The sequence below is a fragment of the bacterium genome, assembly GCA_030018315.1.
In the GTDB taxonomy this organism is placed as follows: Bacteria; Hydrothermota; UBA3073; order JACQXS01; family JAGMCI01; genus JASEGA01.
Genome location: JASEGA010000019.1, coordinates 1 through 16,427, shown reverse-complemented (window position 1 = coordinate 16,427; position 16,427 = coordinate 1). Strand labels below are relative to the sequence as shown.

General features: G+C 37.8%; 20 protein-coding genes. 4 read left to right on the top strand and 16 right to left on the bottom strand.

Annotated elements, in window-relative coordinates:
- Nucleotides 1–13 precede the first annotated feature (13 nt).
- Genes lspA through upp form a run of 4 tightly spaced genes read right to left on the bottom strand, consistent with a single transcriptional unit; the run spans nucleotide 14 to nucleotide 4,258 of the window.
- A complete protein-coding gene (gene lspA / locus QMD71_07015) occupies nucleotides 14–457 on the bottom strand; it encodes a signal peptidase II (protein MDI6840579.1) in 444 nt (147 codons plus the stop codon).
- Entirely contained in the window at nucleotides 421–798 is a 378-nt protein-coding gene (locus QMD71_07010) for a TraR/DksA family transcriptional regulator (protein MDI6840578.1), read from the bottom strand. The genes lspA and QMD71_07010 overlap by 37 nt, the downstream gene beginning before the upstream one ends.
- Nucleotides 788–3,649, bottom strand: coding sequence for an isoleucine--tRNA ligase (ileS, locus tag QMD71_07005; GenBank protein MDI6840577.1), 2,862 nt, complete (start codon nucleotides 3,647–3,649; stop codon nucleotides 788–790). The genes QMD71_07010 and ileS overlap by 11 nt, the downstream gene beginning before the upstream one ends.
- Nucleotides 3,650–3,673: 24 nt before the next feature.
- Nucleotides 3,674–4,258: a uracil phosphoribosyltransferase gene (gene upp / locus QMD71_07000; GenBank protein MDI6840576.1), complete on the bottom strand. Its 585-nt coding sequence runs from the start codon at nucleotides 4,256–4,258 to the stop codon at nucleotides 3,674–3,676.
- Between the two features lie 151 nt (nucleotides 4,259–4,409).
- Here upp and QMD71_06995 point away from each other — a divergent pair, with 151 nt between their 5' ends.
- Nucleotides 4,410–4,892, top strand: coding sequence for an adenosine-specific kinase (locus QMD71_06995; protein MDI6840575.1), 483 nt, complete (start codon nucleotides 4,410–4,412; stop codon nucleotides 4,890–4,892).
- Between the two features lie 97 nt (nucleotides 4,893–4,989).
- Here QMD71_06995 and QMD71_06990 read toward each other — a convergent pair whose 3' ends face one another.
- The 12 genes from QMD71_06990 to QMD71_06935 all read right to left on the bottom strand — a co-directional run bounded on the left by QMD71_06990 (nucleotide 4,990) and on the right by QMD71_06935 (nucleotide 13,359).
- The gene (locus QMD71_06990; GenBank protein ID MDI6840574.1) at nucleotides 4,990–5,769 is read right to left on the bottom strand and encodes a FlgD immunoglobulin-like domain containing protein; all 780 of its coding nucleotides are present in this window, start codon (nucleotides 5,767–5,769) and stop codon (nucleotides 4,990–4,992) included.
- 110 nt (nucleotides 5,770–5,879) lie between these two features.
- Nucleotides 5,880–6,083 carry a hypothetical protein gene (locus QMD71_06985; GenBank protein MDI6840573.1) on the bottom strand — a complete coding sequence of 68 codons (204 nt, stop codon included), beginning with the start codon at nucleotides 6,081–6,083 and terminating at the stop codon, nucleotides 5,880–5,882.
- Nucleotides 6,084–6,295: 212 nt separating this feature from the next.
- Complete coding sequence (locus QMD71_06980; GenBank protein ID MDI6840572.1) at nucleotides 6,296–8,071, bottom strand: FlgD immunoglobulin-like domain containing protein; 1,776 nt, start codon at nucleotides 8,069–8,071, stop codon at nucleotides 6,296–6,298.
- Nucleotides 8,035–8,682, bottom strand: coding sequence for a prepilin-type N-terminal cleavage/methylation domain-containing protein (locus QMD71_06975; GenBank protein MDI6840571.1), 648 nt, complete (start codon nucleotides 8,680–8,682; stop codon nucleotides 8,035–8,037). Before QMD71_06975 ends, QMD71_06980 begins: the two co-directional genes overlap by 37 nt.
- Entirely contained in the window at nucleotides 8,675–9,049 is a 375-nt protein-coding gene (locus tag QMD71_06970) for a type II secretion system protein (GenBank protein ID MDI6840570.1), read from the bottom strand. Before QMD71_06970 ends, QMD71_06975 begins: the two co-directional genes overlap by 8 nt.
- Nucleotides 9,046–9,465, bottom strand: a complete 420-nt coding sequence (locus QMD71_06965) for a prepilin-type N-terminal cleavage/methylation domain-containing protein (protein ID MDI6840569.1) — start codon at nucleotides 9,463–9,465, stop codon at nucleotides 9,046–9,048. The genes QMD71_06970 and QMD71_06965 overlap by 4 nt, the downstream gene beginning before the upstream one ends.
- Before the next feature lie 32 nt (nucleotides 9,466–9,497).
- Complete coding sequence (locus QMD71_06960; protein MDI6840568.1) at nucleotides 9,498–10,247, bottom strand: prepilin peptidase; 750 nt, start codon at nucleotides 10,245–10,247, stop codon at nucleotides 9,498–9,500.
- Nucleotides 10,248–10,315: 68 nt separating this feature from the next.
- Nucleotides 10,316–10,717 (bottom strand): prepilin-type N-terminal cleavage/methylation domain-containing protein, encoded by a 402-nt coding sequence (locus QMD71_06955; GenBank protein MDI6840567.1) that lies wholly within the window; start codon nucleotides 10,715–10,717, stop codon nucleotides 10,316–10,318.
- Nucleotides 10,718–10,918: 201 nt separating this feature from the next.
- Complete coding sequence (locus QMD71_06950; GenBank protein ID MDI6840566.1) at nucleotides 10,919–11,317, bottom strand: prepilin-type N-terminal cleavage/methylation domain-containing protein; 399 nt, start codon at nucleotides 11,315–11,317, stop codon at nucleotides 10,919–10,921.
- Nucleotides 11,318–11,502: 185 nt separating this feature from the next.
- Complete coding sequence (locus QMD71_06945) at nucleotides 11,503–12,210, bottom strand: pyridoxine 5'-phosphate synthase (GenBank protein MDI6840565.1); 708 nt, start codon at nucleotides 12,208–12,210, stop codon at nucleotides 11,503–11,505.
- 89 nt (nucleotides 12,211–12,299) lie between these two features.
- Nucleotides 12,300–12,926, bottom strand: coding sequence for a thiamine phosphate synthase (thiE, locus tag QMD71_06940; GenBank protein ID MDI6840564.1), 627 nt, complete (start codon nucleotides 12,924–12,926; stop codon nucleotides 12,300–12,302).
- Complete coding sequence (locus QMD71_06935; protein ID MDI6840563.1) at nucleotides 12,913–13,359, bottom strand: hypothetical protein; 447 nt, start codon at nucleotides 13,357–13,359, stop codon at nucleotides 12,913–12,915. The genes thiE and QMD71_06935 overlap by 14 nt, the downstream gene beginning before the upstream one ends.
- A gap of 177 nt (nucleotides 13,360–13,536) precedes the next feature.
- On the opposite strand from QMD71_06935, the gene hutU reads away from it, so the two are divergent.
- Genes hutU through cas6 form a run of 3 tightly spaced genes read left to right on the top strand, consistent with a single transcriptional unit; the run spans nucleotide 13,537 to nucleotide 15,916 of the window.
- Nucleotides 13,537–15,183, top strand: a complete 1,647-nt coding sequence (hutU, locus tag QMD71_06930) for a urocanate hydratase (protein MDI6840562.1) — start codon at nucleotides 13,537–13,539, stop codon at nucleotides 15,181–15,183.
- Nucleotides 15,180–15,428, top strand: coding sequence for a hypothetical protein (locus QMD71_06925; GenBank protein ID MDI6840561.1), 249 nt, complete (start codon nucleotides 15,180–15,182; stop codon nucleotides 15,426–15,428). Before hutU ends, QMD71_06925 begins: the two co-directional genes overlap by 4 nt.
- A 20-nt stretch (nucleotides 15,429–15,448) precedes the next feature.
- The gene (gene cas6 / locus QMD71_06920; protein ID MDI6840560.1) at nucleotides 15,449–15,916 is read left to right on the top strand and encodes a CRISPR-associated endoribonuclease Cas6; all 468 of its coding nucleotides are present in this window, start codon (nucleotides 15,449–15,451) and stop codon (nucleotides 15,914–15,916) included.
- Nucleotides 15,917–16,427: the final 511 nt, after the last annotated feature.

Here is a 16,427-nt window from a genome sequence, read left to right as displayed (position 1 = left end):
TGTAACCTCTAGATTACTTTGCTTTTAACCCTTTAATAATTAGCCACAGTATTCCAATAGTTATACAGGAATCTGCAATATTAAAGACAGGCCACCTTAATTTACTTACCCCCAAATCAATAAAATCTATAACTGCTTTAATTCTTATTCTATCTATTAGGTTTCCAACAGCACCCCCTAATATAAATGAGAGTGCAGTAGCTCTCGACCTCCATAAGAAAAGACATACTGCACAAACTGCAAGGATTACAAGTGGTATGAACGGGAGCTTAACTTGTAGCCCAAAGATGGCGTGTGGATTTTGTATAAGTGTAATTCTCATAAAATCACCTATAACCTTAACTGATTGTGATTGACTAAATTGACTTGATACCCATAATTTGCTCAATTGGTCAGCTCCTAACACACTTAAGCTTACAATTATCGCTTTTCTTCCCCACTCCACGGTGAACCACATTTAGTGCAAAATTCTGCATAAGGGATGAGCTTAAGCCGCCTCTCAGATATTTCACTGCCACACTTCTCACACAGGCCATAAGTATTAGAATCTATCTTCTCAATAGCCTTGTTAACCTTATCAAGTTCGTTTACAATTGAACTAATAACGAGCGATTCCTCCTCTCTTGTCTCTGCATCTGTGGCAAGGTCAGCTGTATGTAGCGGATATGCAGATAGGTCGTTTGAAGCTTCTTGCTGTGAACTTACAAATTTGGCCTCAATTTCAGCTAACTGGTCTTCAAGCTCTTCTTTCTTTTTTAAAAGTAGTCTCTTAAAGTATACAAGTCTTTTAGCCTCCATAGTCACCCCTTTTTATTACTCCTATACACTTAGGACAGAGGGTTGGGTAATCCATGTTTTTACCTATTTCTTGAGAAAAAATCCAACACCGCTCACACTTCTTACCAGCCGCCCTTTGTATCTTTACATCTACTTTCTTGCCTTTAAGCATACCTTTCACCTGTGAAATACTCACCTGTGATACAATAAATATACTAGGTAGTTGGTGTAGTTCCTTCTTAAGTAGCTCTCTAAGCCTTTTATCCTGTGTCCATATAACTACACTTGCTTCAAGCGAATTCCCGATAAATTTGTCTTTTCGTGCAAGTTCAAGTGCAAGTAAAACTTCATCTCTTACTGAGTTAAGCTCATCCCATTTAAGTGATAACTCATTATTAAGCAAAGCTTCATTTGGCTTAGGCATAAGTGATAGATGAACTGACTTCTCACATTCCTTTCTATTTTTGATTTTTGATTGCCATACCTCTTCTGCAGTAAATGGTAAGATAGGAGCTATAAGTCTGACCAATGTATCCAATATTTCATACAGAACTGTCTGCGCCGCCCTCCTTTCTATAGATGATAGCCCATAAGTATAAAGTCTATCTTTTAAGATGTCAAGATAAAATTTGGATAGGTCAACTACACAGAAGTTATGAAATAGAGAGCACACTTTATAAAATGTAAACTCTTCATAAGCAGCAGTCACTCTCTCTATGAGTTTTTGGAGTCTATGTAAAATTAGCTGGTCAATTTCTAAAAGTTTATTATATGATACTTTATTTTCTGGATTAAAATCATAAAGATTACCAAGCAAGAATCTAAAAGTGTTCCTTATTTTACGATACGAATCTATCACTGGTAGAAACAACTCCTCACTAAATGGGAAATCTTGAGTGTAATCAACTGACAAAAACTGTAATCTTAATATATCAGCACCATACTTTTTCAATATTTTATCTGTCGAAATTACATTACCGAGCGATTTTGACATCTTCCTCATCGAACTATCAAGTATAAGACCATGCGAAACTACTGATTTATAAGGCGCCTTCTTATCAGTAATCAGGCTCTCAATAAGAGATAATTGGAACCAGCCCCTCGCTTGTTCTGCACCCTCAAGATACAAGTCTGCTGGATACTTTAAGTCATCGCTCTTCTTCAAAACAGCACTGTAAGAACAAGAAGAATCAAACCATACATCTAAAATATCTGTTCCCTTTCTAAACTCTTTTTTACCACATTGCTGGCAGGTCAATTCTTTTCCGCCAGAAGCGGAGCCGACTAAGTCGGAAATATCACAAGTAAACCATGCTTCTCCACCACCATTTTTGATAATTGTTTGTGCCCTCTTAATAATACCCTTTTCTAAAATAGGGGAGTCGCAATTCTTACAGTAAATTGCAGGAATAGGAACACCCCAATATCTTTGCCTTGAAAGGCACCAATCGGGACGCTCCTCAACCATATTTTTAATCCTATCTTTACTCCAATAAGGAATCCAGTTTATATTTTCTATTTCTGCAAGGCATTCATTTCTTAAATTGTTGTGGTCAATGGCCAAAAACCACTGGTATGCAGCCCTAAATATCAACGGCTTACGACACCTCCAACAATGGGGGTAGGAGTGTAAAATTTTACCCTCGTAAAGTAGAAATCCATTATCCCTTAAAACATTGCAAATATATGGGTCAGCATCAAAAACTTGCTTACCCGCAAATTCGCCTGCCTCTTCAGTGAACTTACCTGACTCGTCAACAGGTGAAATTATAGGTAATTTGTATTTAAGACCAACTTGATAATCTTCATACCCATGTCCCGGTGCTATGTGGACACAACCAGTCCCTTGTTCAAGACCTACCCAATCAGCTAATACTACTGTAGAGGTTTGATTAATCAAACCCCTACCTCCTAATGGGTGTTGACAATGTAAGTTTTCAAGCTCTACGCCTTTTACAGTTTTTATTATTTTATAACCTTTTCCACGGGATCCTTCGAAGAATCCAATTACTGACATTATACTTTCAACTAACTCTTTAGCAACCACATATACTTCATTATTCATAAGGACAAAGCTATACTCATAATTTGGATTTACTGCTATACCTACATTTGCAGGTATAGTCCATGGTGTTGTTGTCCAGATGATAAAATTTGTTTGATATGGGATATCGGCAATAGTATCTTTGACAGTAAATTTAACATATACTGATGGCGATTTACACTCCGCATATTCAACCTCATGTTCTGACAGAGCTGTCTTACAGTGAAAACACCAGTAAATTGGACGTAGTCCCCTATAAACATAACCTTTATCTAACATAGCACCAAAGTTTTCAATAATCTTTGCCTCGTAGCTCTTATCCATTGTTAAGTATGGGTTAGCCCAATCACCAAAAACACCAAGCCGCTTGAATTCGGCCATCTGGATATGTACAAACTTTTCTGCATAGAGGCGACATTTTTTGATTATTTCTATACGCCTTATATCTTCTGTCTTCTGGTCTTTCGCTTCTCGATTCTCACTTCTCGCTTCTGTCTTTATAACTTCATGCTCAATAGGCATACCATGACAATCCCAACCAAGTATACAAGGGGTATCAAAACCCATCATTGCTTTATATTTCACAATAGTATCTTTCAAAATCTTGTTCAATGCCTGCCCGAGGTGGATATGACCATTCGTGTAAGGTGGGCCATCATGTAAGACGAACTTCTCTTTACCGGAACGTGATTTACGTACCTCTTTGTAGATATCAAGCTCATCCCAAAAGCCCAAGATATCTATTTCTTTTTTAGGCAAATTGGCACGCATAGAAAAATCAGTACGTGGTAAATGAACAGTATCTTTATACCCCATGTTTTTCGTCATTCGTCATTCGGATTTCGTCATTTCTTACCGCCCAAACAGCCTATCCCCTACATCTCCTATACCGGGAACAATATAACCGTTCTTATCAAGCCCTTTATCTACTGATACAGTCAGAAGCTCAAGTTCTGGCACCATTTTCTCAACAAGCTTTACCCCTTGAGGCGCACAAACGATAGTAAGCGCGTAAATAGAATTTGCACCATAGCCCTTTAATATTTCGCACGCCTTTACCATTGTCCCACCTGTAGCAAGCATTGGGTCAAGGATTACGACGGTGCTTAATTTTTGGGGTAAATTTACATAATAAGTATGAGGCACAAGTGTCTTATCATCTTGAGGTGATACCTCCCTTTTTAATCCTATAAGCCCTATTTTTGATGCTGGTAAAAATTTGATAGCACCCGGAAGCATGAAAATTCCTGCCCGTAAAATAGGGACAAGGACAGTATCCAGCACATAATTATATATGCGGGCTCCTTTTATAAGCTCAAGCATTAGGATTTCTGTTATCTTATCAATACCTGCCCTAAATGTAGCTGATGGTATACTTCTCTCCCTTATTATTGAGAGCTCTAACTCAGCAACTGGATGTCTAATTACTTTAATCATAGATTAAAAATTATACAAAATGATTATAAGAAGTCAAGTTTTATATAGAAAATCAAATGCCTAAAATGTATTTGTTTCTCAATTTTGAGTTGACTTCTTCAGTGAAACAGTATAAAATTAAACCACTTTATTTAAACATGTAGGAGGGAATATGGAAATTAAAATTGTCGAAATTGACAAGCCAAGCGATGTAAACTTCATACTTGGGCAGTCTCATTTTATAAAGACTGTCGAAGACTTACATGAAGCCCTAATATCAAGCGTTCCTGGTATCAAGTTTGGGATAGGATTTTGTGAATCCTCGGGTCCTAGACTTGTAAGATGGTCTGGTAATGATGATGAACTCATCACACTTGCAAAAAATAACGCCCTAAATATTGGGGCTGGGCATTCATTTATTATTTTTATCCGTAATGCTTTCCCAATGAATTTATTGCCAAGAATAAAGGCAGTACCGGAAGTTTGTAGTATATTTTGTGCTACTGCAAATACAACTCAAGTCATTATAGGAGAGACAGAAAAAGGTAGGGCTATACTTGGTATTGTTGATGGCTTATCTACTACTGGAATAGAAAGTGAAAAAGAAATAAAAGAGAGAAAGAAATTCCTTAGAGATATTGGATATAAACTATAAAGACGTATAGGGCAAGGCTTTCCCGACCCGTTCCATGTCGGAATGGGTAGCCTTGCAAAAGAAAATGAGATTCTTCACTTCGTTCAGAATGACATCCTTAAAGGTTCCTCCTACAAAGTAATAGCTTCATAGTTTTATTAAATCTATTGCTTTCAAATCTGTAGAAGTACACTCCGGAAGGGACTCTCCTCCCAGAAGAGTCATAGCAATCCCACTTAACTGAATAATAGCCAGGTTTCTTATTATCATCAACAAGAGTTCTAATAAATCTATCTGCACAGTCGTAAATCTTTAAGCTTACATGACATTTAACTGGCAACTGGTAACTAATAACTGATGACTTTGTAAATGGGTTTGGTCTATTCTGTAAGATAGCAAAACTTGAAGGAGTATATTCGCTTAGTTCTACTCCAGTATGAGGTCCAACATAAATATCATCAATGTACCAACCCTCTTCAGTTACAGAGCCATCACTACCAAACCGCCATACATTTAGAGGGGAGAGATTAGCTGTTGAATCAGGTTCTATATCTACACAGTTTCCAGCCCCTACATTCACAGTAACATATGGGTCAGCTGTGATTAGAGTTGCACTTACTCCTTTTGCTTTTGCTGTCCCGGTATTCTTCAAAGTAATTATTAAATCACCAGTAGTGTGATACTCAGGATTGAAATCATACTCATGTGAACATAGAGCATTGTAGCCTTCATCCCAGAAAGAAGCATGGTCACTATACGGAGGCCCGGGTAGCACTTTGTAGGTTTCTAAATCTGTAACATAGCTATCTACACATGCTATAAGGAAATCGGCAAGCCATTCAGAAGCGCTGTTAGTGTGTACTTCAACAGTATTACTACCTGCATTGTAGCCTATCATATGAGCTAAAATTATAGTTACTCATAAAAGAATATAATTTTACCAAATCCAGACAGAGTCGGGACAAGATTCTTTTCGGCTACAAGAAAGACGAGGTAATAATCTTTATCTTATGGATTTGTATCTAAGACCTGGAATTTAAACTTCTCCTTTATAAGCAATCTAATAAAATTAGGAGTAGCATCTGCAATAATGTAGCTATGCATATCCTCATAGATTGGAAGCCCTAAATTATAAAGCTTGTGAATATCTTTACGCTTTTCAATCTCCACCTTTGTTAGGTAGCTACCGATATCTTTTTGGCTTTCTCTCAAAAGAGTTAGCTACACCCAAATTAAATAATAAAGCTGAAAAAGTGATGATTAAAATAACTCGTTTATTCATAATTTCACTCCCTAATCTTATTTATACTTTTTAATTTCATTTTGTCAACGCAAAAAAGTTTTTTGTGATAGTTTTTCATAACCTTCTGTTAATTTTTGTTAAGTTTGACTGGCTGTGTGTTTAACGACGGGGCTTACATTCCTTACCGGATAAGGATTATTTTTTTAGCCTCCGAGAAGGATGGGGTAGCAAGTCTATAGAAATATACTCCAGACGCTACTCTCATTCTGTTGTCTTGCCTCCCATCCCATTCAACTGTATAATAACCGGGTGGTTGACTTTGATTTACGAGTGTTCTTATAAGTCTACCTGTGAAATCGTATATTTTAAGTGATACACTACTTTTAGCAGGTAGTTTGTAACTGATTCGTGTCCCAACTCTGTCTGGATTAAACGGATTAGGTAAACCATCAAATAACACATAGTCATTTTGTGACTCACAGGTCAGTTCTATCCTGCTAGGACAGGTATAACTTATCTTTATATACTTAAATACAGGTGTAGAGTCATTGTTTGGTGTAGCTAATTTGACCTGGTACTGTATATATCCCTTATTGTTGAATTGAGTCGGTATCGTATCACCACTTGTCATTACACGAAAAGAGTCTACTCCATACATATCAGGGCCGGTATTAGTCCTAATCCATACTTGAATACTTCCACCGTGTAAATCTGCATCCCAAGTTACTGTATCATAATCAACCTGATTTGTAGTACTCGCTAAGTAGCTTGACGACTTAAGCTGTCCTGTAGAGAAATAGCCAGCCTTCCAGACAGCTGTGGTACTGCCTACCCCCTTGATTGTGCCAGCATATAAGAATCCATTATTTGTTTGTAACAAAGAGTATATGCAACTAACAGTTGTGTTTATCGTTTCGTACGTCCAGTTTTGCCCATCTGTTGATTTATACAGATAACCTGCTAACGTTCCTGTTCCTGCATAGATTGTTCCCTTGTCGCTCTGTAATAAAGAGTAGACAGCTTCCGCATAAGGTAAGTGTTGTGTACGTGTCCAGGTCGCACCACCATTTTGTGTTTTCCATACTTCACCTGAGTCCGGTCCTGTTCCTGCATAAATTGTTAAATTTTGTGCTTGTATCATTGAATACACACGCTTATCTTTGGTGTTAAAGCTAACATCACCCCAGCTTATCCCCCCGTTAGCTGACTTAAATACACATACAAGCTCATCTACTGGTCCTGTTGGGTTCTTTGTTCCTCCAGCATATAAGGTATCACCACTTGCCTCAATCAGTGTCCATATAGAAGTAGCATTAGTCAAGGTTCCTGTATTTGACCAATTTATTCCATCATCAAGTGACTTATAAACGGCACCTCCTTCTGTTCCTGCATATAGGACACCTAATCTTGAACGCAGCAGACAATGTGTAGCAATAGTAAGCGAAGTAGGGCTCCAACTTACACCTCCATTTGTTGACCTAAACACACCTGCACTTGTAGCTGCTAAAATTGTATCCTGTCCTATTTCTATAATGTCATGCACCCAATTACATGCGGGTATTCCAGCATTTATCCAGCTGTTTCCACCATCCGCTGATTTAAATACAAACCCTTTAAGGGCAGCGCTATCGCCGGCCGCATAAATTAGTGTTGCAATGTCAGGAGACATTGCACTCCAAAATTTAGAATTGCTGCCCCCAACAAATGCCCAAATGCCGGTCGCATTAAGTTGTCCAGTCCCATTCCAGCCGTTTGGTGCATTAAGCAAAATATTGCCAGGAAGCCTTGTACAATCAATATTTGAGCCACTAAAATATTTTGTAGTATTAGCCCAAGTCCCTTGGCCACTCCCACCTGACCAGTCAGTTTGTGACCAGAAAGCAGACAAAATAAAAAGGAATACAATCATTTTGCTTTCATCTATAAATTTCTGAGTCTCACATATGTAGAGTCCCAACACCTATAGTATCTATCATCGTATATTTGTCCATTTGGGTACATACCTGAGTCTTTGTGGTCAGAAAACTCTTTAGCTGTCCTACCCACAATTACAATTTTTACTGACTTGATATTTTCTAACTGTGACACATCAACTGGTCTTAATAATTCAGTTCCGTTAGAATCAAAATACCTAAACTCAAGGTAATCTATATTTTCTGCAACAACTATAGTATCTATCCCACCTGCCAGTGGTAATATGTACCTGTAAAGGTTATCTCCAGATAGATAATAGCCACGCCGCTCGTCATCCCTGCTCACTGTGCCATTAGTATCTATATCAATTGCTATCCTTATAGAATCAGAGTATGCACTCTTAATTCCGGGTGTAAAATCAGCTGCCTCCCTCGGATTACAGCCAGCCATTCTCAAATCATCAATTAAAATCCCAAGTCCTCCCCTTGTATTGCTTCGGGCATCAGTTAATGCTTCTTCTTTAGCAAAAGTCCTTTGATTATGTATGTGTAACGCAACAGCAGCTCCTATTATTATACTTGAGATTACAAGTGTGATAAGTAATTCAACAAGTGTTAGTCCTTTCTTGCCTGTTGGCAGACAGGTATTAGTCATGTTTTGAGATTTGTGTTATGACACGAGTACTTGAATACCCCGTGCTACCCGGGACTCGCCATGAGCAAGTAACATCAACACGAACTACATTTTCAATTGAGTCTGTGAGTGCCCAACTCCTTGTTATATAGCCAATTGTGTCAGTTCCAGTATTGTACCCAGTTATTATAAGATTCTTAAGTTCATCAAATCCCATAGACCTAAACTGTTCAATCTTATCTTCAGCAACTACTGTAGCTTCACTCATCCTATCAGCCCTTGCATTAACAACAGCTGATGTAGGGAATAGTCTAATAACTGCAAGTACTATAACTCCAAGTATAACACAGGTCACTATTGCTTCAATGATACTAAAACCTTTATTCATTCTTTTACCCTTATATAACCTGTAGCTGGGATGACATAAAATATAACAGATTTATTACGAGGATTGACAAGGGTGACATCACATGGTATCATTTTTGCAGTATGGTCAGGATTAAATTGATATGTAATATCAAAAGAGTTAGCGATTGAAATACCCTGTGGCAAAGGCTTAGACTCACCATCCGGATTAATCCTATAACTATTAGTAGCTTTCTCAAATATGACTTGATAAATCTTCCTCTCAGCTATTGCCTTAGTTTGGGCAAGTCGTAATGTTGCTAACACCTCATCTTTTGCTGCATTTAGTCTCATTCTCGGAATATAGTTCCTGTAAGAAGCCATACTTATGCCTAATATAATACCAAGAATGATTAATACAAGTGTAGTCTCAATAACTGTAAATCCCTTCTGTCTCATACTCTTTATATATAACCTAAAATTTTATTTTGTCAAGCAATTATAGGGGTTCCAATTACAACAATTATAAATGTAGCTATAGATAAAGCGGGTGCAAACGGTATCTTACGGCGCCTCATAATAATTCCAAATATTAAGCCTATAAAAGAGCCTATAAAAATAGTCCATAACACATTTAGCCAACCGATAAAGGTGCCTATCATAGCAAGTAATTTTATGTCACCACCCCCCATTGCCTCTTGTTTAAAAATTAATCTACCAATTATAGCAAATATAGCAATGACTGATGCACCTACTGTCCCACCTATGATAGAACTGTATATCTTACCGATGTTACCAAGTGGCTTTAATGAACTAATAACAGAGACTGTAAAAATACTTGCCATTATTCCAATAATGATAGCTGGCATGGTAATAATATCTGGCACTATTTCTGTTCTCATATCAATAAATGAAATAATGATAAGTAACGAGAATAATATAAGATAGATTAAAAATTTAATTGAGATTCCAAATTTTATTAAAGCTATAAGAAATACACCTGCAGTTATAAGTTCAACCCCGATGTACAGCATAGATATCTTTTTACCACAATAGCGGCATTTCCCTTTAAGTATGCAATATGAAATGATAGGTATATTATCATACCATTTAATTACATGCTTACACATCGGACAATAAGAACGAGGCGAAATAATAGATAATCCTTTTGGTATTCTATGTATGCATACACTGAAGAAGCTACCAAAACAGGCACCTAAGATGAAGAATAAAATATACATAAAAATAATTCCGAAACCCTAAATCTGAATGACGAAATTCGTCATTAGTCATTCGGATTTCGTCATTTTTAGTGATAAGTCTTCTTGGGGGTTCCAATTACTATGGTCTTCCTATTATCTTTGGCTTTCACTGTTATAGTATAGGTAGAATCGTTCCCAGAATAGGTGAAATCAGTAAAGTTAGTCGTATCAGGTAAAGTCATATATGCTGTACCATCGGGTCTCTTCAACTTACCCACAAAATCAGCATACGATGAGATGGTTTTAATGTTATAAGTAGAATAGTCTGTCTCGTAAAGCCCCAAAGCTTGCCTCATCAATGTAACATCAGCCTCTGCAGCCCCAATCCTTGCCCTATCTTGTGCTGTCCTAACTCTCACCATCATAGCCGAAAGGATACCCATAATCACAATAACAACTATGAGTTCAACAAGTGTAAAACCACTCCTATATGTCTGTCTCTTTATCATAAAAATAAGGCTATGTCAGGGATTTTGTGTAAATTAAGGAATATACTGTCATTGCGAGGCGCAGCCGAAGCAATCTTGAGATTGCTTCTGACATTCTGTAAAAATAGAATCCCGATAAACCATGAACCGTAGGGCTCTAATTTATCGGGATTAGTAGGGGTTTGATTAATCAAACCCCTACTAATTGAGAGGTCTAACCTCTTAGTGGTATGTCTTAGTAGGAGTACCGGTAACTGTAGTCTTAGCAACATCCTTTGCTTTAACAGTTATTGTGAAGGAACTATCGCCCAGAGGTGTAAAGCTAAAGTCAGTAAAGTTAGTTGTATCAGGTAGAGACATATATGGCTTGCCATCGGGTCCTTTTATCGCAGCTACAAAGTTAGCATAATCGGTGGTCGGTCCACCGGTAGCGTTATAAGTAGAGTAGTCTATCTCATAAAGCCCCAAAGCTTGTCTCATCAATGTAACATCAGCCTCTGCAGCCCCAATCCTTGCCCTATCCTGAGCGCCCATAAACCTTGGAATAGCGATGGCAGCTAGAATACCGATAATCACGATAACCACTATAAGCTCAATTAGGGTAAAGCCTTTCCTGTTCATTTTATTTCACCTCCTTTCACTTTATTTAAATAGCAAATCTTGTGACACTTAAGTTTAGCACAGATGAACACAGATATAGACACTGATTAACACTGGTAATTCTGTAACAATTTGTATTATAATTCGTAGTCCCACTGCGAGGTAATTTAACGGCAATGTTGCCGTTAAATTACCGTTAAAAGTAATTAAATAAGTGTCATCATTTCTCTCACTGCTCTCTCAAGCCCCACAAATACAGCCCTTGAGATAATTGAGTGTCCTATGTTTAGTTCTACAATTTCTGATATCTTCACAATAGGCTGGACATTATGGTAATTGAGACCATGACCTGCATGCACTTCAAGTCCCAATGAGTGCGCAAGTTTAGCAGCAGATTTAATCCGATTAAGCTCACATTCTCTCTCTTTGGTAGTTTTAGCATCTGAATACTTACCTGTATTTATCTCTATAGCATCGGCATAACAGGCTGGTGCAGTTTTTATTAACTCTTCTTCAGGCTCTATAAAAACAGTAGCTAATATTCCTGCATTTTTTAGTTCCTTAATTGCATCTTTAGTTGACTCCATAAATTTTATGATATTAAGCCCACCTTCTGTAGTGACTTCTTCAACTCTTTCAGGCACAAGACAGCAAGCATCCGGCTTAACTTTAAGAATGAAGTCGAGTATTTCCTTATTCAATGAGAGCTCCACATTAAGATGCGATTTTATCGTCCGCTTCAAAAGTTCAACATCCCTCTCTTTTATATGGCGCCTGTCTTGGCGTAAGTGTATTGTTATTCCATAGGCACCGGCAAGCTCAACAAGGACAGCTGCTTGGACAGGGTCTGGAAAATCTGCCTTCCTTGCCTCCCTTATAGTTGCAATATGGTCTATATTTACACCAAGCCTCATTTTACACCCCCTTATTCTGGAGTGTAATGTCTCCTGACATTGTAACACTCCGAATGCTGCAACAACTGAGTTGTTGCACTCCAAAAGCATCAGCACTTTTTGATCTTCTTTTGGATTTTGAGCTTAAATTCATATGTTCTGTCTCTCAAATTGGGATAGTTAAACAAATCACCTGCTACACATATACCATCTGCACCTGCAGCAAGGACATCAGCAATCCTGTCAATAGTTATACCACCTATCCCAACTACCGGAATTCTAACAGCTTTCTTAATTTCAGAAATAAGTGTTAATGGCACAATTGGCTTAGATGCAGTACTTGATTGAAACAGACAGCCTACAGCTAAATAAGTAGCACCAGAATTGGCTGCCTCTAATGCTTGAGCTACGCTTCTTATAGAGCTTCCAATTATACGATTACCAAGAATCTTTCTTGCGTAAGAGATAGGCATATCATCTTCACCGAGATGGACTCCATCAGCATCTACTGCAATTGCTACATCTATTCTATCGTTAACAATAAATGGGATACCAAATTTACGAGTCACCTCTTTCACTTTTATTGCATCTTGTAAGAACTCTTTTGTATTTTTACTTTTCTCACGTAGCTGAATAATTGTAGCACCACCTTGAGCAAGCTCAATAATAGTAGAGGTCAAATTTCTATCCCTGATATACTTCTCGTCAAGTATGACATATAAACTAAAGTCTGGCATTGAGTGCTTGAATAACTACTTTTTCAATATCGTAAACCTTAAACCTTATCTCCTTAACTTTAGGTGGAAGCTCCTTGCTAAACAACTTACTAAATTCCTCTATAACCCTACAGCCCTCTTGTGCTCGTATTAGATTACTTCTAACTACTTCTCTCAAATCCTTATAAGAACAGGTATCAAAGTCACTATATTTACCTAAGTCTTTTGTCGTATCTCTAACCTTAATAAGCGCTGTCCCCCATATGTCATTCTGACCCCGCCTCGGCGGGGGAAGAATCTCTAATAATTTGCTCAATTTATGGCGTGCAGCTTTTATCTCTTTAGTTAACTTTTCATCTTGTAGCACAAATCTTGCTACGTCCTCAACAACACGAAGCCCTTCTCTTGCACGGTTTAGGTTGGCATCTATAATCTGTAAAACTTTGTCTTCCATAATATAAATGTAACAAAATTACCCTAATGACAGCGCCTTATTTGCTCTCATTCGCTCCATTCGTTTTTAGCATTTTATTATAAAATTGCTTAAATGTCAATAAATTTAGCTTGCAATAATTATTGCTTGACTGATATTATTTCCATATTTATAATTAACACAAAAAAAGGAGGCAATATGAGAGTTATCAGAGCACCGATAGGTAATACTATAACTTGCAAATCGTGGCATACTGAAGCTGCTATGCGTATGCTGATGAATAACTTAGACACAGATGTCGCTGAACTTCCAGAACAGCTCATAGTTTACGGTGGAACAGGGAAGGCAGCAAGGAACTGGGACTGCTATGATAAGATTGTTGAGACTCTGAAAGAGTTAGAAAATGACGAAACTTTACTTATTCAATCAGGTAAGCCTGTTGGGGTATTCAAAACTTTTACATATGCACCAAGAGTATTGATTACTAATGCTTTACTTGTCCCAAAGTGGGCGACATGGGATTATTTTAGACACCTTGAAGCAATGGGGTTGATAATGTTTGGTCAAATGACTGCCGGCTCGTGGATATACATAGGGGCACAAGGTATTATACAAGGAACCTACGAAACACTCGCCTCCTGTGCAACTCGCTACTTTGGTGGCTCACTTAAAGGTAAATTTATACTCACTGCTGGTATGGGTGGTATGGGTGGCGCTCAGCCACTTGCAGCCACTATGAATGAGGGAGTAATACTTGATGTAGAAGTTGACCGCAAGAAGATTGAACGTAGGGTGAGACAAGGGTTTTGTGATAAAATAGTGGAGTCACTTGATTCTGCAATAAAGCTTGTAAATGAGGCAGTGAAAAATAAGAGACCACTTTCAATTGGGCTTGTTGGCAATGCATCTGAGACACATCCGGAGCTTGTTAAAATGGGGATTATACCTGATGTATTAACTGACCAAACTTCTGCACACGATGAATTAAATGGCTATGTGCCAGGGGGGATGAGTTTTGATGAAGCTATTGAACTTAGAAAAAAGAAGCCTGAAGATTATATAAAACGGTCGTATGAATCAATGGCACGCCAAGTTTCTGCAATGCTTGATATGCAAAAACAGGGTGCAGTTACCTTTGAGTATGGAAATAATTTAAGAGGACAAGCAGAGAAGGGCGGAGTTAAGGATGCATTTAAGATATCCGGCTTTGTGCTTGAATACATAAGACCGTATTTCTGTGAAGGTAGAGGTCCGTTTAGGTGGGTAGCTCTTTCTGGTGACCCAAAAGATATTTATGCAACTGATGAAGTCATTGTGCGTGAGTTTAAAGAAGATGAGATACTCAGACGCTGGATTACACTTGCACACAAAAAAGTGCCATTCCAAGGCTTACCTGCCAGAATATGCTGGCTCGGTTATGAGGAGAGGGCGCATTTTGGTAAAATAATTAATAAAATGGTTAGAGATAGTAAGATTTCTGCCCCTATAGTAATAGGGAGAGACCACCTTGACTCCGGCTCTGTAGCATCACCTTATCGGGAGACAGAAAAGATGATAGATGGCTCCGATGCCGTAGCTGACTGGCCTATTCTAAATGCATTACTCAACACTGCATCAGGTGCAAGCTGGGTAGCAGTCCATCATGGTGGCGGTGTAGGGATAGGGAACTCAATCCATGCTGGCTTTGTAATTGTAGCTGATGGTACAAATGAAATGGAAGCGCGTCTTGACCGTGTCCTCACAAACGACCCAGGCATAGGAGTAGCACGCCATGCAGATGCTGGCTATGATATTGCAATTGAGACTGCTAAGAAAAAGAAAGTCAAAATACCAATGATGAAATGAGGATTACAATCATACTTGAGACTGAAGACCGAGCTTTGAGTCTACCTATCCACTACAACCATATTATTCAAGGCTTTATATACGACAATATATCAAAAAAATTAGCTAAATTCCTACACCAAAAAGGCTATATTTATGGGAAAAGGGCATTTAAGCTGTTCACATTCTCGCGTCTATATGGTAGGTTTAGGTTAAATAAAGGAACTAATACTATTTATTTTGCCCCCCTATCCATCTTCATATAGCAGCGGCTGATACCCAATTCTTGCAAGAGTTTGCTAATAGCTTAATAAAAGCTGGAAAGGTGAGGCTTGCAAGAGAGTTAATAATTGTAAGTTCAATTGAAGTGCATCCTAACAGAAAGTTTGGTAAAGAAGTGCTAATTAACACACTTGCTCCTATAACAGTTTATAGTACCCTAAATACAAGAGACAACAGGAAGAAGACATATTACTACTCTCCTTATGAGAAAGAGTTCTCTAATCTTGTTACTGATAATCTAAGGAAAAAGTTTAAGCTTGTACATCATAAAGAGCCTGGGAAACGCAGTCTTATAATAGAACCTGTAGATGGAGTGTATGAAAAGATTCTTAAGTATAAAGAAACCATAATAAAAGGATGGATGGGTAAATTTAAGTTAAAAGGGTCACCCAGTCTAATATCAATCGCTTATGATACTGGACTTGGCAGCAAGAATTCACAAGGGTTTGGGATGTTTGAAACTAAACCTTGATTTTTATAAAGATGAAAGATGTGGGATATAATTCATCTAATAATAGCTTGTTACCAATAGAAAAATGCCTAAAAGAATAAATTTGAAAAGATGGCATCTTTTTAGAGATTGGGAGACTGAGGAAAAGAGACGTAGACTCAGAAACTTGAGCATTGAGGAGGCATTTGAAATCTTTGATAATTTAAGTGTAATGCTTGACAATATTCCAAAAAAGATATTGAAAAATTGAGCAAGAAAAGGATTCAATCCTTTCTTAATTTGAGGAGGAATCTTGATGCCTCAAAGAAATAAACTAACAAAACTAACAAAGGAATGATTGATGGAATTAAGGAGATAGGAATTAATCTCTTGCAATTTTTGTGCTTTGTGTTACTATAAATAAAAAGTGCGATGGTGAAGAGTTTAAAATTGTATCAGCCCTTTGTTAAATCTCAATGTTACTGTTAAGGTAGAATGTCCTCATATTCTCTATTATGCTCTATATCTCTTGCCTTTGCAAGCTTTTTCTTCC

What these genes read in the sequence shown, in the direction of transcription:
- lspA (MDI6840579.1), bottom strand. Translation starts at nt 457, where the DNA reads ATGTGGTTCACCGTGGAGTGGGGAAGAAAAGCGATAATTGTAAGCTTA.
- QMD71_07010 (MDI6840578.1), bottom strand. Translation starts at nt 798, where the DNA reads ATGGAGGCTAAAAGACTTGTATACTTTAAGAGACTACTTTTAAAAAAG.
- ileS (MDI6840577.1), bottom strand. Translation starts at nt 3,649, where the DNA reads ATGACGAAAAACATGGGGTATAAAGATACTGTTCATTTACCACGTACT.
- upp (MDI6840576.1), bottom strand. Translation starts at nt 4,258, where the DNA reads ATGATTAAAGTAATTAGACATCCAGTTGCTGAGTTAGAGCTCTCAATA.
- QMD71_06995 (MDI6840575.1), top strand. Translation starts at nt 4,410, where the DNA reads ATGGAAATTAAAATTGTCGAAATTGACAAGCCAAGCGATGTAAACTTC.
- QMD71_06990 (MDI6840574.1), bottom strand. Translation starts at nt 5,769, where the DNA reads ATGATAGGCTACAATGCAGGTAGTAATACTGTTGAAGTACACACTAAC.
- QMD71_06975 (MDI6840571.1), bottom strand. Translation starts at nt 8,682, where the DNA reads ATGACTAATACCTGTCTGCCAACAGGCAAGAAAGGACTAACACTTGTT.
- QMD71_06970 (MDI6840570.1), bottom strand. Translation starts at nt 9,049, where the DNA reads ATGAATAAAGGTTTTAGTATCATTGAAGCAATAGTGACCTGTGTTATA.
- QMD71_06965 (MDI6840569.1), bottom strand. Translation starts at nt 9,465, where the DNA reads ATGAGACAGAAGGGATTTACAGTTATTGAGACTACACTTGTATTAATC.
- QMD71_06960 (MDI6840568.1), bottom strand. Translation starts at nt 10,247, where the DNA reads ATGTATATTTTATTCTTCATCTTAGGTGCCTGTTTTGGTAGCTTCTTC.
- QMD71_06955 (MDI6840567.1), bottom strand. Translation starts at nt 10,717, where the DNA reads ATGATAAAGAGACAGACATATAGGAGTGGTTTTACACTTGTTGAACTC.
- QMD71_06950 (MDI6840566.1), bottom strand. Translation starts at nt 11,317, where the DNA reads ATGAACAGGAAAGGCTTTACCCTAATTGAGCTTATAGTGGTTATCGTG.
- QMD71_06945 (MDI6840565.1), bottom strand. Translation starts at nt 12,210, where the DNA reads ATGAGGCTTGGTGTAAATATAGACCATATTGCAACTATAAGGGAGGCA.
- thiE (MDI6840564.1), bottom strand. Translation starts at nt 12,926, where the DNA reads ATGCCAGACTTTAGTTTATATGTCATACTTGACGAGAAGTATATCAGG.
- QMD71_06935 (MDI6840563.1), bottom strand. Translation starts at nt 13,359, where the DNA reads ATGGAAGACAAAGTTTTACAGATTATAGATGCCAACCTAAACCGTGCA.
- hutU (MDI6840562.1), top strand. Translation starts at nt 13,537, where the DNA reads ATGAGAGTTATCAGAGCACCGATAGGTAATACTATAACTTGCAAATCG.
- QMD71_06925 (MDI6840561.1), top strand. Translation starts at nt 15,180, where the DNA reads ATGAGGATTACAATCATACTTGAGACTGAAGACCGAGCTTTGAGTCTA.